The 20,703-nt window shown below is 64.5% G+C and carries 21 protein-coding genes and 1 pseudogene; 13 read left to right on the forward strand and 9 right to left on the reverse strand.

Annotated features, from left to right (window positions below; translation table 11 throughout):
- Positions 1–175: 175 nt before the first annotated feature.
- Entirely contained in the window at positions 176–508 is a 333-nt protein-coding gene (locus OHZ10_RS21925; protein ID WP_059237557.1) for a hypothetical protein, read from the reverse strand.
- A gap of 11 nt (positions 509–519) precedes the next feature.
- On the opposite strand from OHZ10_RS21925, the gene OHZ10_RS21930 reads away from it, so the two are divergent.
- From OHZ10_RS21930 to OHZ10_RS21980, 11 genes and pseudogenes are all read left to right on the forward strand, one after another.
- On the forward strand, positions 520–924 hold the full coding sequence (locus OHZ10_RS21930) for a hypothetical protein (RefSeq protein ID WP_155627218.1): 405 nt from the start codon (positions 520–522) through the stop codon (positions 922–924).
- A gap of 562 nt (positions 925–1,486) precedes the next feature.
- On the forward strand, positions 1,487–3,613 hold the full coding sequence (locus OHZ10_RS21935) for a type VI secretion system Vgr family protein (protein WP_342705779.1): 2,127 nt from the start codon (positions 1,487–1,489) through the stop codon (positions 3,611–3,613).
- Positions 3,610–4,560: a DUF4123 domain-containing protein gene (locus OHZ10_RS21940; protein WP_342705780.1), complete on the forward strand. Its 951-nt coding sequence runs from the start codon at positions 3,610–3,612 to the stop codon at positions 4,558–4,560. The genes OHZ10_RS21935 and OHZ10_RS21940 overlap by 4 nt, the downstream gene beginning before the upstream one ends.
- The gene (locus tag OHZ10_RS21945) at positions 4,553–7,546 is read left to right on the forward strand and encodes a T6SS effector BTH_I2691 family protein (protein WP_342705781.1); all 2,994 of its coding nucleotides are present in this window, start codon (positions 4,553–4,555) and stop codon (positions 7,544–7,546) included. Before OHZ10_RS21940 ends, OHZ10_RS21945 begins: the two co-directional genes overlap by 8 nt.
- Positions 7,503–8,405 carry a DUF6708 domain-containing protein gene (locus tag OHZ10_RS21950; RefSeq protein WP_342705782.1) on the forward strand — a complete coding sequence of 301 codons (903 nt, stop codon included), beginning with the start codon at positions 7,503–7,505 and terminating at the stop codon, positions 8,403–8,405. The genes OHZ10_RS21945 and OHZ10_RS21950 overlap by 44 nt, the downstream gene beginning before the upstream one ends.
- 4 nt (positions 8,406–8,409) lie before the next feature.
- Positions 8,410–9,264: a DUF6708 domain-containing protein gene (locus OHZ10_RS21955; RefSeq protein ID WP_342705783.1), complete on the forward strand. Its 855-nt coding sequence runs from the start codon at positions 8,410–8,412 to the stop codon at positions 9,262–9,264.
- Between the two features lie 4 nt (positions 9,265–9,268).
- Positions 9,269–10,144, forward strand: a complete 876-nt coding sequence (locus OHZ10_RS21960; RefSeq protein ID WP_342705784.1) for a DUF6708 domain-containing protein — start codon at positions 9,269–9,271, stop codon at positions 10,142–10,144.
- 261 nt (positions 10,145–10,405) lie between these two features.
- Positions 10,406–10,462 (forward strand): annotated as a pseudogene (locus tag OHZ10_RS21965) (PAAR domain-containing protein); the annotation flags it as partial.
- Between the two features lie 54 nt (positions 10,463–10,516).
- The gene (locus tag OHZ10_RS21970) at positions 10,517–10,663 is read left to right on the forward strand and encodes a PAAR domain-containing protein (RefSeq protein WP_230950461.1); all 147 of its coding nucleotides are present in this window, start codon (positions 10,517–10,519) and stop codon (positions 10,661–10,663) included.
- Positions 10,664–10,765: 102 nt separating this feature from the next.
- The gene (locus OHZ10_RS21975) at positions 10,766–11,002 is read left to right on the forward strand and encodes a hypothetical protein (RefSeq protein ID WP_342705785.1); all 237 of its coding nucleotides are present in this window, start codon (positions 10,766–10,768) and stop codon (positions 11,000–11,002) included.
- Positions 11,003–11,221, forward strand: coding sequence for a hypothetical protein (locus OHZ10_RS21980; RefSeq protein ID WP_342705786.1), 219 nt, complete (start codon positions 11,003–11,005; stop codon positions 11,219–11,221).
- A gap of 241 nt (positions 11,222–11,462) precedes the next feature.
- On the opposite strand, the gene OHZ10_RS21985 is transcribed toward OHZ10_RS21980, so the two are convergent.
- The 5 genes from OHZ10_RS21985 to OHZ10_RS22005 all read right to left on the reverse strand — a co-directional run bounded on the left by OHZ10_RS21985 (position 11,463) and on the right by OHZ10_RS22005 (position 15,623).
- Complete coding sequence (locus OHZ10_RS21985) at positions 11,463–12,206, reverse strand: SDR family NAD(P)-dependent oxidoreductase (protein WP_342705787.1); 744 nt, start codon at positions 12,204–12,206, stop codon at positions 11,463–11,465.
- A 59-nt stretch (positions 12,207–12,265) separates the two neighbouring features.
- Positions 12,266–13,390: an amidase gene (locus OHZ10_RS21990; protein WP_342705788.1), complete on the reverse strand. Its 1,125-nt coding sequence runs from the start codon at positions 13,388–13,390 to the stop codon at positions 12,266–12,268.
- Positions 13,391–13,421: 31 nt separating this feature from the next.
- A complete protein-coding gene (locus OHZ10_RS21995) occupies positions 13,422–13,943 on the reverse strand; it encodes a nuclear transport factor 2 family protein (RefSeq protein ID WP_059237547.1) in 522 nt (173 codons plus the stop codon).
- 8 nt (positions 13,944–13,951) lie between these two features.
- Positions 13,952–14,329, reverse strand: a complete 378-nt coding sequence (locus OHZ10_RS22000) for a hypothetical protein (RefSeq protein WP_011356094.1) — start codon at positions 14,327–14,329, stop codon at positions 13,952–13,954.
- 100 nt (positions 14,330–14,429) lie between these two features.
- On the reverse strand, positions 14,430–15,623 hold the full coding sequence (locus tag OHZ10_RS22005; protein WP_059237546.1) for an acyl-CoA dehydrogenase family protein: 1,194 nt from the start codon (positions 15,621–15,623) through the stop codon (positions 14,430–14,432).
- Positions 15,624–15,796: 173 nt separating this feature from the next.
- Between OHZ10_RS22005 and OHZ10_RS22010 the strand changes: the two genes are divergently transcribed.
- Positions 15,797–17,350 carry a sensor histidine kinase gene (locus OHZ10_RS22010; RefSeq protein WP_342705789.1) on the forward strand — a complete coding sequence of 518 codons (1,554 nt, stop codon included), beginning with the start codon at positions 15,797–15,799 and terminating at the stop codon, positions 17,348–17,350.
- A 44-nt stretch (positions 17,351–17,394) separates the two neighbouring features.
- Here OHZ10_RS22010 and OHZ10_RS22015 read toward each other — a convergent pair whose 3' ends face one another.
- The 3 genes from OHZ10_RS22015 to OHZ10_RS22025 all read right to left on the reverse strand — a co-directional run bounded on the left by OHZ10_RS22015 (position 17,395) and on the right by OHZ10_RS22025 (position 19,630).
- Positions 17,395–17,781 (reverse strand): tautomerase family protein, encoded by a 387-nt coding sequence (locus OHZ10_RS22015; RefSeq protein ID WP_059237544.1) that lies wholly within the window; start codon positions 17,779–17,781, stop codon positions 17,395–17,397.
- Between the two features lie 65 nt (positions 17,782–17,846).
- The gene (locus OHZ10_RS22020; RefSeq protein WP_059237543.1) at positions 17,847–18,350 is read right to left on the reverse strand and encodes an aromatic-ring-hydroxylating dioxygenase subunit beta; all 504 of its coding nucleotides are present in this window, start codon (positions 18,348–18,350) and stop codon (positions 17,847–17,849) included.
- A complete protein-coding gene (locus OHZ10_RS22025) occupies positions 18,347–19,630 on the reverse strand; it encodes an aromatic ring-hydroxylating dioxygenase subunit alpha (RefSeq protein ID WP_342705790.1) in 1,284 nt (427 codons plus the stop codon). The genes OHZ10_RS22020 and OHZ10_RS22025 overlap by 4 nt, the downstream gene beginning before the upstream one ends.
- A gap of 139 nt (positions 19,631–19,769) precedes the next feature.
- Between OHZ10_RS22025 and OHZ10_RS22030 the strand changes: the two genes are divergently transcribed.
- Positions 19,770–20,690, forward strand: a complete 921-nt coding sequence (locus OHZ10_RS22030; RefSeq protein ID WP_174992835.1) for a LysR family transcriptional regulator — start codon at positions 19,770–19,772, stop codon at positions 20,688–20,690.
- Positions 20,691–20,703 lie beyond the last annotated feature (13 nt).

Genomic DNA, 20,703 nt, shown 5'->3' on the forward strand with positions numbered 1-20,703 from the left:
GATCAAAGCTGATCGCGAACGACGGACCGCCCAGGAGGCAGTCCGTCAGCAGCCTACCGTTTCATTGGAACAACTACGTGGCGAGTATCTCGGCCTGCTCGCCAATAAAACATGACGACAGCAGCGTGGTTACGCGCTGGAACGCATCCTCGCCGAGTTGTCCCGTCTCTCTCGCCTAGAAACGACGGAGGCGTTCCGCGTCAATGGAGAGCAGGTCGATGGCGCAGTGAAGTTCGACGGAGATCTCCCAGTGCGTAACGCAGTCCACCGCGTTGATGTCGTAGACACCGCGCCGGCCATGCAGGTTGTCTTGATGCAGGCTGTCGATGCCGATGAAGCCCGGGCGGTTCGCCTGTGTAGGCGCCCGCCGCACGGCGATTGCTGCGGCCTTGTACTCACTGCGCATCTTGGGGTGAACCCTATGGCGAGCCAGGTAGGCAGGCGCGCGGCGCAGGTTGTACCGATGCGACGAGGACAAGTGCTGCAGCCGCACAGCGCTCGTCGCCATAGACCTGATACATGCGCCGCAGCACGGCCGCAATGGCCGGCCCCGAAAGCCTGCCGTACTCGCGCGACTTCGGCCGGCGCATCCAGATCAGCGTCGGTATAACGCCGTGCAAAGGCGTTCGACGGCGCGCCTTGGGGCCGAACCAGCTGCTCGCGGCTCAGCCAGCGCAGCACCATCCGGTTCACGTGCGCGCGACTGAAACCGCTGAAGCGGCGCAGGTAGTGCAACACCAGCCCGCGATTGGCGCGCTTGAGCCGGCGATAGTGCAGCCGGCCCGGCACCGAGGCGATCCACGACCAGCGCGCGCGGGCATCGGTTGCGGGCACAAATTCCAGCGTCTCGGTTCCGTCGAGTATGCCGCGCACCTGTTCGATGGTGCGAATTCTTGTTTCATTCAAATCGATGATCATCCATAGATCATCAACCATCCCGATTAGCCTGCCGCTCATTGGCAGTCAATCGCTGGCCCGGCCCGCTTCAGCCCAGGCTCATCAGCGCGTGCAAACGCATCGGAAATCGACCCTTCAGGATCATGTTCCGTTGGACGGCGCTCGTTTCGTATGGCAATCAATTTTCAGATTCGTCCCATAGACGCGAGTGTCGCAGTGGCTGACCATCGCTAGTTGACGTCCAACACGCGCTGCCAGGCGCCATCGACAACTCTCGAAGGATAGCGATCGCGTTGCTCACTGACGCGAGACGGACTGGAGGATCGCTCTACTGAACGTGTCCAGATGGAACAGCGTGCCGACTGACCCGCAAGACGATGAGCACAAATCGCACGGAAAAAGAAGAGTGTTCCTATATCGCGAATACGAACAGTTGTTCCGCAGGGAAAGGTAGGAAATCCATCGGTGCTCCCTGCGATGAGCCGGGTTGGCGGCGGTGCCGAGCTGGTTTGTGCGGTGGACGTTCACTCGCCACCGCCTATCCGTCGACGCATGACGAGATAGGCTTGTCTTGGCAGGGAGCTTAACTATGCCCACGCAATCCGACCTGCGCTTTACTTTTACTGCTGGAGACGAACCGTTTGAGGTCGTCGAATTCACGTTGCGCGAAGGCTTGTCCGAGACCTTCCACCTGGAGGTGGAACTGGCCAGCGCGAATCCCGCTATCGACTTCGGCCAGGTGCTCGACCGCAATGGCCTGCTCACGATCTGGCAGAGTGGCGTGCCAGTGCGTTACGTGCACGGTGCGGTGTCGAGTTTCGTGCAAGGCGATACAGGGTTTCGACGCACTCGCTATTCTGCCGTGATCGAGCCGCGCCTGGCGCGCCTGAAGCTCTCGTCAGACTGGCGCATCTTCCAGACGTTGAGCGTGCCTGACATAGCGACGGCCGTGCTCAAAGCGCATAGCCAGACGCTGGACTACGAGCAGCGCGTGACCGCCGAGCACCTCGCGCGCGAGTATTGCGTGCAGGCGGGCGATACCGACTACGACTTCATCGAACGCATCTTGCGCGAAGAGGGCTTCTTCTACGCCTTCCAGCACAAGGCCGACGGTCACCGGCTGATTCACTGCGACCGCCTCTTTATCTACGGTCGCCAGCAAGGCGAGCCGGTGCTGTACAACCCGACGCCCGGTGGTGACCGTCCGCAGCCCAGCTTGCGCACGTTTGCCTATACGGAGAATGTGCGCACCGCGCGCCAGGTGCAGCGCGACTACACCTTCAAGAGCCCGCGCTACCCGCACGAGTACCCGCGTGAGGGCACCGATCTCGGTCACCAAGGCCGCGGCTACGCCCGCTACGACTACCCGGGGCGTTATAAGCATGAACCCAGCGGCAAGGCTTTCACGCAAGACCGCCTGCGCGGCCACCGCCGCGACGCGCGTATCGCGCTGGTCAGCGGCGACGATGCGCGCCTGCAGTCGGGCTTCGCCTTCGACCTCACTGGTCACCCGCGCGAGGACATGAATCGAGGCTGGCGTCCGGTCAGCATCGTCCATCACGGTAAGCAATACACGAGTCAGGCAGAGGAGAGCGCCGATGCGCAGCAAGGCACGCAATATCGCTACAACGCGGTGCTGGTGCCGGACGATGCCGAGTGGCGCGCTGAGCCACTGCCGCGCCCGCGCATCGACGGCCCGCAGCCGGCGACCGTGGTGGGCCCCGAAGGCGAAGAGATCTACACCGACGAATTCGGCCGGGTGAAGGTGCAGTTCCCATGGGATCGCGAGGGCAAGCACGACGAGCACAGCTCGTGCTGGATCCAGGTTGCGCAGAACTGGGCTGGCGCGACGTGGGGGCACATGGCCATCCCGCGCATCGGGCAGGAAGTCATCGTGGTCAACCTGGATGGCGATCCGGACCAGCCTCTCATCATCGGGCGGGCATACAACCGCCTGCAGTTGCCGCCGTACGAACTGCCGCGGCACAAGACGCGGATGACGATCAAGAGTCAGACGCACAAGGGCGAGGGCTACAACGAACTGCGCTTCGAGGACGAGGCGGGTCAGGAGGAGATCTACGTCCACGCGCAGCGCGATCAGAACATCCACGTCAACCACGACGAAACCACCTTCGTGGGCAACGACCGCAGCGAGCAGGTCGAGCACGACGAAACGATCACCATCGGCAACGATCGCAAAGAAACCGTGGGCCACGATGAGCAAGTCACCATCGGTCAGGACCGTCGCCACGACATCGGGCAGGACGACTTCCTGGGCATCGGACGCAACCACACCATCCACACCGGCAAGGACCGCATCGAAGAGGTCGGCAACCACCGCCGCGACACGACGGCTGCCGATCACACGGTGGACATCGGCGGGCATCAGACGCAGCGCGTGCAAGGGCGTGCCGAACTGGAGGCGGGGCAGGCCATTCGCCAACGCACCAAGATCTATGAAATCCGGGCCGCCGAGGTTCTCGAAGTCAAAGGCCCAGGTGGCACCGTGCGCATCGATGGCGGCGGGATCACGCTGGAAGGCGTGACGATTCGTACCAAGGGGCCGATCACTCAGCAGACCGGGGGAGCGAGTAATCCCTTCGCCATCACGAGCGCACCGGCGGCCGGCAAGCCACTTGATCGGCAGTGCGGCCGTCGCCCGGATGGCACCTGCCCACTCGCCGATTGCACGTGTTTGGGAGGTCGAGCGAAATGATCGATCTACCTGTGTCGCCGTTGCTCACATGGCAGCTCCAAGACCTTCCTGCCGATGCATTGCCCGATAGCGCCTGCCGCCATCTTCTGCTGATGACCGTGCCCTTGCAGAACTCGGTCTACCGCCCACCTCCGCAGGAGGGGGAGTGGCAGCCGGCCTACGCACCCGGTGCACTGGATCTGGTCCAGGCATGGGACCCGTTTCCGCATCGCGCCTGGCTTTGGCAGCGCGGTTCGCTCGACGATATCTACGACCAGGGCCCCTTGTTGGTGGATGCGACCGCTCAGCCCGCGCTGATGCAGCACGCGCTGTCGGAATGGGCGCCCATTGGCGGTGCCGTGGTCATCGGCGCCGAAGCCGATCTGGATACACTCGCCACCCATCTCAGCAGCCTCGTGCAGATAGACTTGCCGGACCAAAGTCAGGCGAATCTCGACATCCAGCCTCACCACCTTTTAGCGTGGCTTGATGCCCTCGACGAGGATCAGCGCAACGTATGGCTCGGTCCCATGACCAGTCTGTTATGGCGTACCCACTGGGGGCCGGTCCAGGCATGGATGCGCCTGGATCGCACGGCCGCGCCCAGCCGTGATGGCAACGACGCGCCGTTCACCTTGCGGTCGCACGAATGGGCCCGCTTCGATGCAAACACCCGCGAGCACTTCCTGCTCAGCCGCAGCTACGACGTCCAGGCGCTGCAGCAGCACGTGCATCGCTCCCTTGGCGATATCCGACAATGGGTAGCCCAACTGCTGGAGGTCGGTGCCCAGCTCTACATCAGCGACGACGAGGTGGCGACACGTTACGTCGACCTGATGGCGCGCCATCCCTGGTTGCTCCAAGACAGACAAGCCGTCGCCATCCTCAACGACCTCACCGAATCCCCGCAGGCGCGGGTGCGCCAGCTCACCGCCTTGACGAACATCAGGGAGTCCTCTCGTGACTAAGCCCACTGCCGGCGGTTCGTCCTCGGCCCCTTCGTGCAGCTCGCGGGTGCCCATCCTGCCGATTCGCTATGCCGTTGTGCCGCGCAACGACAAAGAGCCGCTCTATCGCTATGCCGATGCCGGTTTCACCCTGGAAAAGGAATTCAAGCCGCTCAAACGCTCGGCATACACCTTGCGTGCCCTGCGGCCGGGCTACGTCTATGTGTTCATGAAAGGGGCGAAGGGCGAACAACTGGTCATCCACGAATACGATGGCGAAGGGCACTACAAGGAACTCAAGTACCGCAGCCTCGAGCAGTACCACCGCAAGGACCGCTACAAAACCGGCGACAGCATGGGTTGGGTCTGGGCCGACACCTGCCAGGACACCGCCGAAGAAGTCTGGATCAGCTACAGCCCGCACCTGTGGACCAACGCCATGACCACCAAGATCGCGTCTAACCTGGCCGTGCGCCAGCGCCACATGCGCCGACTGGACATGGCCGAACTCACCTCGGGACAGAAGTCACCTTCGCGCCAGCCACATGTGCTGCCCGCCAGCGCGCTGAGCGAGTGGGTGGAAGACTGCAAGCTCAAGAGCAAGCGCCGCGACCTGAACTGGAGCAGCCACGCCAGCAAGGACGATCTGCCCATCAGCACCTTCGTGGCGCAGGGACAGCACTATCGCTTCACCCAGCCGCGGGTGCCCGTGGTGGTCGCGCTCAACGACGCCGAGGGTACCAGTCTGGATCTTGGGTTGTCCGTCGCCGCCTATCAGCATCAACTGCACGACATTCTGCCGACGCAGCAGCCCCAAGGCGCCACGGGGCAGGGCAAGGATCAGCCCCAAGCGCCCAGCGTGCCCGCCTGCTTCCGCCTGGATGTGGAAAAACTCAGTGCACAAAGCAAGGACTTCCACGAAAAGGACCTGATCGCCTCGCTGCTGGAGCAAACGCTTCGGGCCATGTACCCCGCCAACAAGCCCAAGCTGGACGACTTGGTCAAGCTGCGCGAGGAGCATCAAAGCAAGCAGGTGGGTGGCAAGCGCCGGGCGACGCCCGCTGAACTGCGTTACCAGGTGCTCACCGACAAGGGCGTATCGCCCAGCGGCCATCGCCTGGACGATCGCATCGATACCACACGGTACTTCGCATTCGTGGCCCAACGCGACGAGCGCGAAAAGGTATTGCGCACGCACCTGGGCACCGCGCTCGAAGCCTGCGACGACCACGACCAATGGCTGGCTACCGCAGAACCACGCCACCGCGACGAGCCCGCCAGCTTGGCGGCCGCTTTGGCCGCCTACGACCGTGACGAGAAGTCGTCCGCCCTGGGTCTGGAAATCACCTTGGCCCTGATGCTCCATCCCATGAGCCAGCCTCTGCCGGGTACAGATGACCAGGATGCGCGCTTCAGGCGGTTGAGCGCTTGGCTAGACCAGCGCGACAGTCCCCTCTATCTTGCGCTTGCCCCTTACAACCCGCTCAAGGACAAGGCCGATGCGGTCGGCGTGCTCCTGAGCGGCGCCAACTACGTCATCGAAGATTTGGCAGGGCGCTTCCCGGCTGCCGCTGGCATCACCGATCTCACTGCCGAAGTGGTGACCACCGTGACGCTCAAGCGCCTGCAGGGCAAGACCCGCTGGGACGCCAGCCGCAACCTGCGTCAGCAGGTGTTGGCCGCCGCTGGCGAAGCCAATGCCGAGAAGGCCCTGGGCCTGCTTGCTGCACGCTATGGCATCACCAAGTCGAAGCCGCTCGAAGATCCCCTCAGCAAAGAGGTGGACAAGTTCGTGAAGTCCGGCATGGCCGACTTCGAAGAGGTCAAGCGAGTGCGAGTCAAGGGCAGCCGCACTGTCACGGTAGAGGAGACGTTAATCAAGCGGGTACGCCCAAACCTGGCGTCGCTGAGGACCACGGCCGCCGGTGGTGGCGTGAACGTCGCCATGCTCTGCTTCAACGTTATTGCCCTCAAGGCTGTTTACGCGCAACTGCGCGATGATCCGTCCTTCGAATACGCGGCGGGTTTCGCTTCCGCCGTCCTGGGCGTGAGCGGTGCGCTGGTGTCCGTAGGCGTCAGCGCGCGCTCCGGCTATAAGATCCTCGCGCTACGCTATTCCGTCAGCGCGCCCGGCATGGCATTTGGCAACGGCGTTACAAATTTCGTGACCAGCAAGCTGTTTAGTCGGCTGTTGGGGTATCCGGCGATGTTAGCGGGGTTTGCGTCTGATGCAGGAAAGACAGTTCGTCAGGCCCAGCATGGGGACCTCGCGGCAGCAGGATTGACGTTCGCAGGGGGGACGTTTGTTGCAATTGGTTCTGCGGCAATCCTTGAAGGCGGCTTGGCAATTGCGGCTCCGACGGCCGTGGTGCCGGTTGCTGGCTGGGCCGCAGTTGCGATTGTGCTGGCGGGGGCAGTCGTTCTCGCCGGTGGGGTTTGGCTCCACTCCCTGGCAGATGCGCGTCGCCACAGCCCCCTCGAACTCTGGGCAGCACGCGGCACCTTCGGCACGCACAAGAACGATGGTGAAAAACGCACGCTGGACGCCAATGGGCAATTACTGCCGTTTTCCGGTGGCGTCGCGGAAGAAATCAAGGCTTGGTACACCGCCTATTTCGCCCCTGTGCTGCTGACCCAGAAGGATGCCGAGAACATTGGGCTCAAGGGTATCGACAGTACCTGGCACCGCAACCTGTTGCAGTGGTCTTACCCGAACTGGGGCAGGATCGCAACAAACCAGGTGCCGCCAACTACGACCACCGTGGAATTCACAGTCCTGCTGCGTGGCTACGTCATGGGGCAAAGCCATTGGTCCGATAGGTTGGAGCAAGGTAACAGCGGCGTGGCTGGTAACCCGACTTGTTACGACACACCCAGCGGCTTGGTCCTGCATTACAAAAAGGAAGTGAGGGAGGTCGACCGGATGGCCTTGACCATCGACTACAAACCCAATCAAGGTCTGGATGAAAGCGCGCAGGCAAAAGAGCAATTTCAATTGGAGCGATGAACCGATGTCGATGGAGTGGCGATTTTTTCATCAGCAGCGAACCGGCGTGCCACCGGCTATTCGCGATCAGTTGGTCAGCGTTGAACGGAATGTTCTCTGTCTGAGGAATCCGACGGCGGCAGACTCGGTGTTTACGGCCAAGATGTATATCTCCATGACACTTGTTTTTGTTTTTGTCACCACATTCTTGGTTTTTCGTGAGGAACGAGTTAATGCCTTCCTGTTGTTGCTTTACTCGATATTCATGATATTTCCTGCCTTAATTGGTATTTTTGTTTGGTTTCGCATCTTATTCATCAAGCGGCTATCCAACTTCTACTTTAACCGCAAGACGCGCAAGGTCTACTACCAGCGCAACAAGACCCAGATCGTATTCGACTGGGCACAGACCGAAGGTGCCGAATTTGTACGTAACGAGTTCGGTGGTCGCTCCTTCAGCACGAATTTCGCGTTGGCCTTCGGCCCGCGGCCAGCGCCCGGTGACGAGCAGGAACGAATTGTTCTGTGGGTCGACAGCAATGCACCCAACGACCCGGACCCGCGCTACATCGCCCAGGTGTGGGAGTACATCTGCCAGTTCATGGAGAAGGGCCCCGACCAGTTGCCGCCGCCGGACGAACCCAACTGGTGGTACGTGCCACTGCACCGCATCTGCCTCACCCCGGCCGAAGCGTGGTGCCACTACGCGCCATGGCGTACCGGCGAGCCGGGCGAGCGACAGGGTAAGAAGAACCGGCTGCTGCCGATGTGGCTGATTCTGTTCCCCTACAACCTGTTCTCCGCCCTGTGCTGGTACGTGGTATGTCGTCTCTTCAACGTGCGCAGCGCACCGCCGCCGGCAGAAGCCTTGGAGCGTTGAACCGATGGCGATGACATGGCGATTTTCCCGACAAGCGCGAACCAGTGTGGCGCCGGCCATCCGCGATCAGTTGGTCAGCGTTGACCGAGATGTGCTGTGTTTGCGGAATCCGTGGGCGGCAGATTCAGTATTCACATCTAAAATGTATGCATCCCTTAACATTCCGATGTTCGGTTATTTGTGCTGGTTGCTAATAGGGCGAGAAAGGTTCGGGGTACTTTTCTGGACCATTTTGGCTTGCACCATTGGATTTGGTTTATTTGCAATCTTGCTGTCTGGGTACCGCATATTCTTTATCAAGCGGCTATCCAACTTCTACTTTAACCGCAAGACGCGCAAGGTCTACTACCAGCGCAACAAGACCCTGATCGTATTCGACTGGGCACAGACCGAAGGTGCTGAATTTGTGCGTAACGAGTTCGGTGGTCGCTCCTTCAGCACGAATTTCGCGTTGGCCTTCGGCCCGCGGCCAGCGCCCGGTGACGAGCAGGAACGAATTGTTCTGTGGGTCGACAGCAATGCACCCAACGACCCGGACCCGCGCTACATCGCCCAGGTGTGGGAATACATCTGCCAGTTCATGGAGAAGGGCCCTGATCAGCTACCGCTGCCCGGCGAACCCAACTGGTGGTATGTGCCGCTGCACCGCATCTGCTTGACACCGGCCGAAGCCTGGCGCCACTACGCGCCATGGCTCACAGGTGAGCCGGGCGAGCGGCAGGGTAAGAAGAACTGGCTGTTGCCCATGTGGCTGATCCTGTTCCCCTACAACCTGTTCTCCGCCTTGTGCTGGTACGTGGTGTGCCGTGTGTTCAACGTGCGCAGCGCACCGCCGCCGGCAGAAGCCTTGGAGCGTTGAACCGATGGCGATGACATGGCGATTTTCCCGACAAGCGCGAACCAGTGTGGCGCCGGCCATCCGCGATCAGTTGGTCAGTGTTGATCGGAATGTCTTGTGTCTGCGTAACGCATGGGTAGCGGACTCGGTGTTCATGGGGAAGATGTATACGGCAGGTAATACCATTATGTTCGTATTTCTGGTTTATATGTTTTTTCAATTGCCAATAAATTCACCTCAATTACCTGGCTTCGATCTCTTAATCTGGACGTACATCGTAGGCTCGGCCGTATTTCTAAGTTTCTTCGCCGCTCTAACGTGGTGCCGAATATTCTTCATCAAGCGGCTATCCAACTTCTACTTTAACCGCAAGACGCGCAAGGTCTACTACCAGCGCAACAAGACCCTGATCGTATTCGACTGGGCACAGACCGAAGGTGCCGAATTCGTGCGTAACGAGTTCGGTGGTCGCTCCTTCAGCACGAATTTCGCGTTGGCCTTCGGCCCGCGGCCAGCGCCCGGTGACGAGCAGGAACGAATTGTTCTGTGGGTCGACAGCAATGCACCCAACGACCCGGACCCGCGCTACATCGCCCAAGTGTGGGAGTACATCTGCCAGTTCATGGAGAAGGGCCCCGACCAGTTGCCGCCGCCGGGCGAACCCAACTGGTGGTACGTGCCACTGCACCGCATCTGCCTCACCCCGGCCGAAGCGTGGTGCCACTACGCGCCATGGCGTACCGGCGAGCCGGGCGAGCGACAGGGTAAGAAGAACTGGCTGCTGCCGATGTGGCTGATTCTGTTCCCCTACAACCTGTTCTCCGCCCTGTGCTGGTACGTGGTATGCCGTCTCTTCAACGTGCGCAGCGCCCCACCACCGGCGGAAGCACTGACGCAGTGAGCGTCAACGTGCTGCGCGGGATGAGACAACGCGGTCATCCTGATTGGAATCCACCATCACCCCATCGGTCTCCAAGCGGCCGACTCACTCTGTTCAGGAGTGCGCTGGCATGAATAGCTGCAGCCCCAAAGCGACGACCCATGAAGTCGATGATCGACCTAACGTAGTCGGCTTTGGCGATCGGCATCTTTGCTGGTATTCGCCTGTTCGCCAGTAAGCGTGAAGAGAGTCAGTCGTAGTCCACATCAAAAGGAGCTTGATATGCGCCCTGTCGTACTTGTCGGTCATCGACACAGCTGTCCCATCCACGGTGAGGGCACCGTCGTGAGCGGCGCATCGTCTGCCACCGTTGGCGGTCGTGCCGTAGCGCGTGTGACTGATCGCATCAGTTGCGGCGCCGTCATCGAATCCGGCTCGCCTGGCACCAGCATCGAGGGGCAACCCGTGGCGCGCCAGGGCGACACCACGAGCCATGGCGGTACCCTGATCGAAGGCGAAGAGGGCTGGACGGTGGAGTGACTGCCGCCGGCAACGCAGTCATGGCAAGAGATTGCCTTGCCGTGATCGAAGTCTCTCGAAGAATGACGAATCGCCCAACGGTGATGCAGGCAAGGAGTCGCAATGAAAAACGATGATAAGCCATCGGTGGGAATGACGCAGTCTGGTGCCGACGGCCCGAAGGACGACCACACCGGCGGCGCCAGCTTTCTGCGTATCAGATTTCCGGAGGGCAACTCCGTGTTCGAAGGTCTGAATAGCCTGCAGGTGCTCGTGTTTGAGTCGGGCAGCATGAGCGGGAACATCCGAGAAATCGGTCGGGTGGAGATCCGTGATTTGAGTCAAGTCATGCGCCAGTAAATGGTGGAGACGCTCGAAACCATCTCGCATATCGTGCATTTTGTGGTCGGCGCGGTGATGAGTTACCTGCATTTGCGCAACGGACTTGGTCTATTCATCGAGGGCCACAACCTGGCATTGAAGATGTCTGCGGATGGCGTCGTTACCGTGCTTGGGGCCACTTCGGTGGTCGGTGAAAACGTCAACCGCTCACCGCCATCACCTACGGTCGCATCCTGATGCCCACGGCATGAAGGACGCACAAAAGTAGAGGCAAGATCAAGGTCCGCGCGTTAGCGCTTGCCGAGGGCGGCGAGCGTGTGCTGATGCAACGGGAGCAGAGATGGAATTCGAGTTCTATGCCACGGAGGCAACGTGGATCCGGGAAGGTAAGGTAGGCATTCTTAGTTTTTTCGATAGCGCGCCCATATGCGTCGCGCGCGGCACCGGTCGGCACCGCGCAATCGGCGCATACCGCCGCTCAGCGCATGTACAACCCGCCGTTGATGTCCCAGCACGCGCCGTTCGCGAAGTGCGCGTCGCCCGACGCGAGCAATACGGCTGCATCCGCCACGAATGCGGCCGACCCGAGCTTGCCGCCCGGCAGGCTTGCCAGCACCTGGCGCAGTTTTTCCGGCGCGACGCTTTCGTACACGATCGGCAGGTCGAGCGGGCCCGGCGAGATCGCGTTGACGGTCACGCCCTGCGCGGCGAGATCGCGTGCAAACACCTTGGTCAGCGTCAGCGTGCCGCCTTTCGCGGCCGCGTAGTGCGCACCCGTCGCCGAGCCGCCGTTCTGGCCGGCGAGCGATGCGATGTTGACGATGCGGCCCGCGCCGCGTTCCGCGAAATACTGGCCGAACACCTGGCAGCCGAACAGCACGCTGCGCAGGTTCACGTCGATCACCTGGTCGAACTGCTCGGCCGTGATCTCCATCGCCGGCACGACCTTCGACGCGCCCGCGTTGTTGACGAGCACGTCGATCGTGCCCCAGCGTGCGACGAGCGCATCGCGCGCGGCTTCGAAATCGCGTTTCGACGTGACGTCGAGCGTCAGCGCGATCGCGCGTTCGCCGCTCGGGTCGAGGTCGCGCGCATGCGCGCGAATGGCGTCGGCGGCGATATCGGCCAGTGCGACGCGGTAGCCGGCTGCGTGAAAGCGTTCGGCGATGACGGCGCCGAGCCCGCGCGCGGCGCCGGTGACGAGGACGACTCGATCTGACATGGTGCGTGATTCCCTGGTTTGCGGGCGCACGCCGGTTGAAGCGGCGCCCGCGTCGTGGTTCAGGCGGCGAGTGCCGCTTCGAAGTGCGCTGCGACCGCGCAGACCTGTTCGTCCGCGCCCTTGCGCCCGACGATCTGGAGCCCGGCTTTCAGCGGCGAACCTGCTATCGGCAGCGGCAGGCTGAGCGCCGGATGGCCGCTCAGGTTGAACGGGCGGATCAGCGACGACATCGCGATGACCGACACGCCGTCGCGTGCCTGCCGCAGCGTGATCGGCAGCGCGGGCAGCGTCGGCAGCACCAGCACGTCCGCGTGTTCGAGCGCCGCATCGACCTGCGCGGTGAAGCGTGCGCGGATGGCCTCGGCTTCCGCGCGTGCCGCAGGTGTCGTCGTCGCGGCCGTGCGCAGGCGCGCATCGAGATCGACGCCGAGCTGGCCGGTTTCGACCAGATGGCCGAACGCGCGCGACGTTTCCGCGTTGATGACGGTGAGCCCTGCCGCGAACGAAGCCGGCATATCGTCGAGCGTGACCTGCTGCGAGTACAGGCCCGACGCGCGGACGGCCGCATCGAGCGCGGCAGCGATCGCCGGATCGGCTTCGACCGCGATTTGCGCAACCGTGCAGCCCGCCACGGCGGCCGTAGCCTGTGCGCGATCGAAGCCCGGCGCGATGGCGGCCATCACCGCGGCGAGCGTGCGGATATCGCGTGCAAACGGCCCGACGCAATCGAGCGTCGTGTCGGCGGGCGCGACGCCGCGCCGTGACACGCGGCCGAAGGTCGGCTTCAGCCCGGCCACGCCGCAGCACGCGGCCGGCCCGCGAATCGAGCCGCCCGTGTCGGTGCCGAGCGCCGCATCGACGGCGCCGAGCCCGACGAGCGACGCGGAGCCGCTCGACGAGCCGCCGGGAATGCGCGTGGCGTCCTGCGGGTTGACCGGCGTGCCCGTGTAGTCGTTGATGCCCGTCATGCCGAACGCGAGTTCATGCATGTTCGCCTTGCCGGCGATCTGCCAGCCGGCGTCGAGCAACAGGCGAACCACATCGGCGTGTTGTGCGGCCGGCGGCGCATCGGCGAGCGCGCGGCTTGCGGCGCGGGTCGGATGGCCCGCGATGTCGATCGTGTCCTTGATCGCGATCGTGGGGCCGGGGCCGCCGAGCGTGAAGGTGTCGATGAAGCCTGTCATGGTCGGTATCGTGAGAAAGCGGTGGAGTGCATCAGGACCGGGGCGCGGCGGCGAGCGGCCACGGGCCGTCGAGTACGCGCTCGGTGCGGAAATGGCGGATCAGCCACGCAGCGCCGTGGGCGGCCGGCGCGAAATCGATGGTCAGCCGCGCGGCGATCAGGTCGGCCGACCCGTCTGCATAGCGCGACGCTTGCAGCATGATCCAGCGGCCGCGCGCGCTCGCGTTGCCGGCGCCGATCTCGATCGACTCCGATGTCAGAAAATGCAGGTTCGCCGAGAAATGCGGATCGGGCGGCAGGTAGCGGCCGAGCATCGCGACGATTGCGGCCGTGCCCTCGAGCCGGCCGAACTTCTGCGCGTACTGCGGGCCGATGCCTTCCCACACGGCGTCGGCGGTGAACAGTTCGGCGAGCGATGGCCCGTCGCCCGCGTCTTCGGGCACGTCGCACAGCGCCATGTAGCGCGTGATCGTCGCACGCACCGCGCGCTCGGCGTCGAGTGCGGCCATACGCTGCGCGAGCGCGTCGATCAGGCCCGGTGACAGGTCGGTCATCGCACGCCTCACGCCGCGGGCTTCGCGGCCGGCGGCACGGTCAGCGCGCGGCCGACGCGTGCTTCGATCTTGCCGTAGCGCCACAGGTTGTATTCGCCGACGGGCGTCGTGCGATACAGGTTGCACACGGCGACCGTCGTGTCGAAATCGGCGACGTCGGCCATGATGTAGAACGTCCACGGCGCGCCGTCGGCCTGGCCGACCACGAGGCGGTCGTCGTCCATCACGCCGAGCACGCGCACGCCGGGCATCGCTTCGACGGCCGCGAGCATCGCGCCGTACGCCTGCCACACTTCGCCGATCTTCTCGCGCGGCAGGTCGAAGAAGTTCTGCGACACGCCGCAGCAGAACAGGACGCGCAGCGGCAGCGGATTCGAATCGGACATATCGGGTTCTCCAGAGGAATCGGTGGGGCGCATGAAGCGGCCGGCGACGGTGCTTCGGCATGGGCTTCATGCGCGTTAAAAATCGTTCGGGCGACGCAGGTTACAGATAGCCGGGAAACGGCGTGACACCGGTGAACACCGCGCCGGCGCCGTCGAAGTTGCCTTCGCCGAGAAACGCGTGCTGCGTGACGACCATCGCGTCGCGCAGCAGCCGCTGCAGCGGGTGCGTGCGATAGATCGCCGCCGTGCCGCCGAGGCGGTACGCGCGTTCGACGACGCTCGCGCCTTCGCGTGCGATCTGCGTCGCGGCGAGCCGCAGCAGGCTGACCTGTTCGGGCGTCACCGGGTTGCCGGCGAGGATCGATTGCCACACGGTGTCGGTCGCGTCGTAGAAGAACGCGCGCGCCGAGCGCAGTTGCGCCTCGGCCTTCGCGAGCTCGATGCGGTAGTACGCGCGATCGGCGAGACGCGGCGCGCCGGTCGTCGTCTGCCGGCCGCCGGACATCCGGTTCACGACATCGAGCGCGGCGCGCGCGAGGCCGAGATTGACGACGGCCAGCACCTGCGCGGCATACGCAACGGTCGGGTAGCGGTACAGCGGCTCGTCGACGGCCGGCTCGCCGCCGCGCACGAAGGTCCACGCTTCGGGCACGAAGCGGTCGTTCACGCGCAAGTCATGGCTGCCGGTACCCTGCATGCCGACCACGCTCCAGTTCTCGACGATCTCGACATCGGCCGCACGGAACACGGCCGTGCGCGGCTTGTTCGGCGCGGCATCCTGCGCGCCCGGCACGGCAATGCCGACGCCGAGCCAGTCGGCACCCTTGCAGCCGCTCGCGAATTTCCACGTGCCGTTCACGCGCCAGCCGCCCGGCGCGGCCTGCGCCGGCTGCACCGGGAACAGGCCGCCCGCGAATACCTGGTCCGGGCCGCTCGCGTACAGCTCGGCCTGGGTCTCGAGCGGCAGCGCGGCGAGATAGACGTTCGCGGAGCCGAAGCTCGCGACCCACGCGGCCGAGCCGTCGGCAGTCGCGATCCGCTCGATCATGTCGAGGAACGCGGTCGGCGCGAGCGCGTCGCCGCCGAAGCGGCGCGGCGTGCCCGCGCGATAGATGCCGGCCTGCCTGAACAGCGCGATCACGTCGCGCGGCACGTGTGACAGGCGGTCGAATTCTTCGCGGCGCGCGGCGACGGTTTCGATCGCCGCGTCGAGCGGCGACAACTGCTCGGCCTCGCTGCCTGCCACGGGCGGCGATGACGGCGCGGGTTCGATGGCGAGGGCGGCTTGCGGCATGGTTGTCTCCTGGGCGAATAAGGGTTCGGATGCGGGGCGGCATGCGTGCCGTGCGGGTTGCGGACAGGCAGCACGACGATGCAACCAGTCTAGAAACGCCGAAAACACGCAGCAATTGGTGCGTTGGGCCGCGCGACTGGTGACGTTCCGTGCCGGCCTAAAGAAATCTTCAGATGCGATCGGCGCGCGCCGGTGCTATGTTGGGTTTCCGGCTGCGCGACGCTGCGCGCCTTCACCCGAATCCGATCATGAGTTTCCCCGACGAAGACGATTTCCACCGGCTGCTCGACGCGCTGACGACCTGCGTGCTGCTGCACGACGCGCAGACGAAGGCGATCGTGTGGGCGAATCGCGCCGCGTGCATCGCGCTCGGCTTTTCCGTCGAGGAATTGCTGCCGCTGAAGGCGCCGGACATGACGCGCCCCGAACCGAAGTACCGGCGCGAGATCGCGGTGAGCGCATGGGATCGCGCACTCGTCGACGGGCCGCAGGTGTACGAGTGGTGCTATCGATCGCGTACGGGCGTCGACATGCTGTCCGAGGCCACCGCGACCTACGTGCCGCTGCGCGGGCACGACGTCGTGATGGTGCAGTTCCGCGACATCAGCGCGGAAGAGGCGGTCCGCCAGCAATTGCGCCGCTACGAGGCGCGGCTGCGCGAATTCATGCAGGATCTCGACGAAGGCATCGCGGTCGTGACGCCGCACGGCGGCGTGCAGTTCATCAGCGAGTCGGGGCGCCGCGTGCTCGGGCTTGCGGCCGACGAAGCGCTCGGCGAGGTGCTCGACTACTGCTCCGAGGCCGATCGCGACCGCCTTGTCGCACAACTGCGCGATGCGCCGTCGGCGTACCCGTCCGCGCCGCAGCGCTACCGGATCGTGCGGCGCGACGGCTCGTCGTGCTGGCTGCGCATCCTGTGCCGGCAGGTCGAGATCGAAGGCGATCTCGACGGGCTGCTCGTGCAGTTCCGCGACGTGAGCGACGAAGTCGCGATCGAGGACGCGCGCCGCGCCGAAGCGCGCCTGCTCGAACACGCGGGTCGCTACAACGCGATGGGCGAGATGGCGAGCGTGATCGCGCACGAGCTGAGCCAGCCGCTCGCGGCCGTGCGCAATTTCATCGAGGGTGCGGTGCGGCGGCTGAACGGCAACGGCGCCGTCGACGACGCGATCTGGGGGCTGCGCAGCGCAGACCGGCAGGCCGAGCATGCGGCGCTGATCATCAAGAGCGTGCGCGAGTTCATCGTGAAGCGCGAGCCGGCCGTCGCGGTCGCCGACCTGCGCGACATCCTCGCGGACGTCGCGTACTTCATCGAGCTGCGCGCGAAGGAAGCCGGCGTGACGGTCGCGATCGTGCAGGCCGGCATGCCGCTGCCGATCCGCTGCGAGCGCGTGCTGATCGGGCAGGTGATCCTGAATCTCGCATTCAATGCGATCGAGGCGTTCGCCAGTTGCGAGCGCATGCCGCGCACGCTGACGCTCGGTACGGCGAACGTGGCCGGGCATGCCGAACTGCGTGCGATCGATAACGGTCCGGGTATTGCGGAAGATGCGCACGACCGGCTGTTCGACGGTTTCTCGTCGTCGAAGGCCGGCGGCAACGGGATCGGGTTGTCGCTGTGCAAGAGCATCGTCACGCGCCACGGCGGGCGGATCGCCGCGAGCCCGGCCGACGGCGGCGGGCTCGACTGCCGCGTGACGCTGCCGCTCGCCGGCACGCACGCGTAACCGCTGCGTCGCGTCACGGCCGGGCGGCGACGCGCGGCGCACGATCAGCGCCCCAGCGCCCGCGCGGTCTGGCCGCCGATGCCGAAGTCGGTGTTCGGAATGTCCTTGATGATCACGCGTGTCGCCTGCAGCGGTGCGTCGAGCACGTTCGCGCCCGCACCGGACAGCGCGGCGATCAGCGCGCGTTTCTGTGCGTCGGTGCGGCCGGCGATCAGGATCGCGACGATCACCGGCAACGACGGCGGCGCGCCGTCCGCAGCACTGCGGCCGCCGAGGCCGATATGCGTCGCGGGCAGTTCGCTGAGCAGCACGCGAACGGATTCGACCGGTGCGCCGATCGCGTCGACGGTCGCATCGGTCAGCGTGGCGATCAGCTCGGCCTTGCGCGCGTCGTCATGGCCGGCCGGCAGGAAAACTTCGAGTGTGGGCATGGTGGTCCGGAAAGGTGAAGGTTGCCGGCTCACCTTTGCGCGTGCAGCGGTGAACCGGCCACGGCTTACAGCAGGAAGCCGATCGCGCTGAGTGCTTCGGTCGAGTCGATCAGGCGCACGACCTTCCCGGCGATCCGCATCTCGCCTTCGGCATCGACGTGCAGCTTGTGCGTGACGTCGGCCGCGAACAGCGTCGCGACGCCGCGCTTGTACGCGACGACGACCTGCGCCGATTTCAGCTCGACGGTGCCGGCGCTGCTGCTTTCCAGCGTGAAGCGCGACACGGTGCGCACCGTGCGCGCCGCGTCGGTCGCCGACGCCGAGTAACCGGACACCATCCGCTGTACGCGTTTCTCGCGCATGTCCTGGTCGTCGAACACGTAGTTCAGCGTCGCCGCGAAATCGGTCGTGTCGGGGTCGATCGGCACCACGTAGTGGCCGGCCGGATCCCACAGGTCGAGCCAGGCGCGGTAGTCGCGGCGGTCGAGCATCTCGGCTTCGCGCCACACGAATTCGACCGCGCGGGCGAAGGTCTGCTCGGAAAAGAGGGCGTTGCGGTCGTCCATCATTGTTGCTCCATCATCTTGCGCCATTGCTGATACGCCTCGCGCATGCCGGTCTCGTCGGTCGCATGCGCGGTCTTTTCGCCGTTTGCGGCGGTCGTCTCGCGGTTCAGCCCGCGATTGACGAGGATCGGCACGTCGGGGCCCGCGTGCGCGCCGCGCTGCACGCGCTCCCAGGCTTCCGCGTCGTCGGGGCTGCCGAAGCCGAACGGGCCCTGGAAATGCTCGTGGATGCGCAGCCGCTCGCGGTTCGCTTCGTCGGGGCCGCCGTCCATCGCGAGCGCGACGTGGCGGATCTCGGTTTCGTTCGCGGCGATCGGCCGCAGCACGCGGAAGAACGCCATCGACAGCGCGAGGTTCGGGAACAGGTTCAGGTTGAAGCCGACGCCCATCAGCGAGCGCACGATGCGGCGCACGGCCTCCGGCGAATGGCGCTCGGCGAGCTTCGCCGCGAGCGGCGCGAAGCGCTCGGGCAGCGGCGCGCCGTCGTCTTCGTCGAGGTCGATCAGCTCGGGCATCAACACCGCGAGGCTGTGACCGTTGCCGAGCCCGCGGCAGAACGCATCCTCGCTCGTCATGAAGCTGGTGATCGCGGCGGCCGTCTCGTCGTCGATCGACTTCATCCACGACTTGTGCACGACCGGGAAGTGGTAGAGGTCGGTCGTGTTCTCGAGCTGGATCTTCCAGTTGCCCTTGAACTTGAACTTGTGTTCGCCGTTCGCCTTGATCGGGTAGCCGGCGCCCTGTTTCATGAACAGGTCGATCCACGGCTTCGCGCCGCCGAGGAAATCCTCGAGCGATTCGATGTCGTCGTTGAAGCTCGCGAAGATCAGCCCCTGGTACACGCCGGCGCGCAGCTTCACGAGCGGCAGGTCGCGTTTCTCGCACACGCCTTCATAACCGTCGCCGTACGGCAGCGCGCGCAGCGTGCCATCGAGTGCATACGACCAGCTGTGATACGGGCACGTGAAACCCTTCGCGTTGCCCTTGTGAGATTCGCACACGGTCGCGCCGCGATGGCGGCAGCGGTTCTGCAGCACGTTGATCTCGCCGGTCTTGTCGCGCACGACGATCACCGGCTGGCGGCCGATCATCGTCGTGATGAAGTCGCCCGGGTTCGGCAGTTCGCTCTCGTGCGCGACCCAGATCCAGGTGCGGTAGAAGATGCGGTCGAGCTCGGCCTCGAACAGCGCGGGATCGTGATACATCGCGGGCGCGATGCGGTCGGGCTGCGCGAGACCGTGCAACGCGCGGGTGTCGATCGTCTGGTAGGAAATGTCGCTCATCGTCGTCGTGGGGAAAGAGTCGCGAAATCGGGCCGCGTCATGCGCGGTATCGAGTACCCAGTCTCGTCTCATGCTATATATCCGTCAAATTGATCTAAAATTAGCCAGTCAATAAATACGGCAAATAATGGAGGCAACGATGACGTCGGTCGATCATCTCGATCTGAACCTGTTGCGCGTATTCCAGGCGATCGTCGAAGAGCGCAGCCTGACGAAGGCCGGCGAGCGGCTCGCGCTGTCGCAGCCGGCCGTCAGCTATTCGCTCGGCCGGTTGCGCACGCTGTTCGACGATCCGCTGTTCGTGCGCACGCGCGCGGGCATGCAGCCGACGCCGGTCGCGCTCGAGCTCGCGGGGATCGTCGGCAAGGCGCTCGACATGGTGCGCGTGGCGCTGCGCTACGCGGAGCGCTTCGATCCGGCCACCAGCACGCGCACGTTCAGGGTGTCGCTGTCGGATGCGGGCGAGATGGCGTACCTGCCGGCGATCTGCCAGGCGCTGCGCGAGCGCGCGCCGCGCGTGACGCTGAGCGTGCAGCCGCTGCCGGTGGAGGAGATCGAGGAGGCGTTGCGTGCGAGCCGGCTGGATTTCGCGATCGGCAACCTGCCGGAACTGATGCCGCGCACGCGCCACCAGGTGCTGTTCGAGGAAACCTACGTGTGCATGACGGGCCGCCGGCGCGGGCTGCCGGCCGGCGCTGTGTTGAGTCTCGAGCAGTTCGTGCGCGCCGCGCACGTGAACGTGAAGTCGGTCGAGCACAGCCATCACGCGCTCGACGACGCATTGCGCGCGCAGGGCGTGGGCCGCAACATCGCGCTGGAAGTACCGCATTTCGTTGCGCTGCCGAGCGTGCTGTCGGTCACCGATCTCTATGCGACGCTGCCGAAGCGGCTCGCGCAGATCCTGAACCGCGACAACGCATTCCGCCTCTATGACCTGCCCGTCACGTTGCCGCCCGCACCGGTGACGATGCACTGGCACGAGCATTTCCACGAGGACGAAGGCAATGCGTGGATGCGCGCGCTGCTTGCCGAGATCGTCGAGCGTTTCGACGACGCGTGACGGCAGCCGGCGC

The sequence above is a fragment of the Burkholderia arboris genome (assembly GCF_038723655.1).
In the GTDB taxonomy this organism is placed as follows: Bacteria; Pseudomonadota; Gammaproteobacteria; order Burkholderiales; family Burkholderiaceae; genus Burkholderia; species Burkholderia arboris.

Bases quoted from the DNA above. Each gene is read 5' to 3' on its own strand.
- OHZ10_RS21925 (WP_059237557.1), bottom strand. From the start codon at position 508: ATGGCGACGAGCGCTGTGCGGCTGCAGCACTTGTCCTCGTCGCATCGG.
- OHZ10_RS21930 (WP_155627218.1), top strand. From the start codon at position 520: ATGCGCCGCAGCACGGCCGCAATGGCCGGCCCCGAAAGCCTGCCGTAC.
- OHZ10_RS21935 (WP_342705779.1), top strand. From the start codon at position 1,487: ATGCCCACGCAATCCGACCTGCGCTTTACTTTTACTGCTGGAGACGAA.
- OHZ10_RS21940 (WP_342705780.1), top strand. From the start codon at position 3,610: ATGATCGATCTACCTGTGTCGCCGTTGCTCACATGGCAGCTCCAAGAC.
- OHZ10_RS21950 (WP_342705782.1), top strand. From the start codon at position 7,503: ATGAAAGCGCGCAGGCAAAAGAGCAATTTCAATTGGAGCGATGAACCG.
- OHZ10_RS21955 (WP_342705783.1), top strand. From the start codon at position 8,410: ATGGCGATGACATGGCGATTTTCCCGACAAGCGCGAACCAGTGTGGCG.
- OHZ10_RS21960 (WP_342705784.1), top strand. From the start codon at position 9,269: ATGGCGATGACATGGCGATTTTCCCGACAAGCGCGAACCAGTGTGGCG.
- OHZ10_RS21975 (WP_342705785.1), top strand. From the start codon at position 10,766: ATGAAAAACGATGATAAGCCATCGGTGGGAATGACGCAGTCTGGTGCC.
- OHZ10_RS21980 (WP_342705786.1), top strand. From the start codon at position 11,003: ATGGTGGAGACGCTCGAAACCATCTCGCATATCGTGCATTTTGTGGTC.
- OHZ10_RS21985 (WP_342705787.1), bottom strand. From the start codon at position 12,206: ATGTCAGATCGAGTCGTCCTCGTCACCGGCGCCGCGCGCGGGCTCGGC.
- OHZ10_RS21990 (WP_342705788.1), bottom strand. From the start codon at position 13,390: ATGACAGGCTTCATCGACACCTTCACGCTCGGCGGCCCCGGCCCCACG.
- OHZ10_RS21995 (WP_059237547.1), bottom strand. From the start codon at position 13,943: ATGACCGACCTGTCACCGGGCCTGATCGACGCGCTCGCGCAGCGTATG.
- OHZ10_RS22000 (WP_011356094.1), bottom strand. From the start codon at position 14,329: ATGTCCGATTCGAATCCGCTGCCGCTGCGCGTCCTGTTCTGCTGCGGC.
- OHZ10_RS22005 (WP_059237546.1), bottom strand. From the start codon at position 15,623: ATGCCGCAAGCCGCCCTCGCCATCGAACCCGCGCCGTCATCGCCGCCC.
- OHZ10_RS22010 (WP_342705789.1), top strand. From the start codon at position 15,797: ATGCGATCGGCGCGCGCCGGTGCTATGTTGGGTTTCCGGCTGCGCGAC.
- OHZ10_RS22015 (WP_059237544.1), bottom strand. From the start codon at position 17,781: ATGCCCACACTCGAAGTTTTCCTGCCGGCCGGCCATGACGACGCGCGC.
- OHZ10_RS22020 (WP_059237543.1), bottom strand. From the start codon at position 18,350: ATGATGGACGACCGCAACGCCCTCTTTTCCGAGCAGACCTTCGCCCGC.
- OHZ10_RS22025 (WP_342705790.1), bottom strand. From the start codon at position 19,630: ATGAGCGACATTTCCTACCAGACGATCGACACCCGCGCGTTGCACGGT.
- OHZ10_RS22030 (WP_174992835.1), top strand. From the start codon at position 19,770: ATGACGTCGGTCGATCATCTCGATCTGAACCTGTTGCGCGTATTCCAG.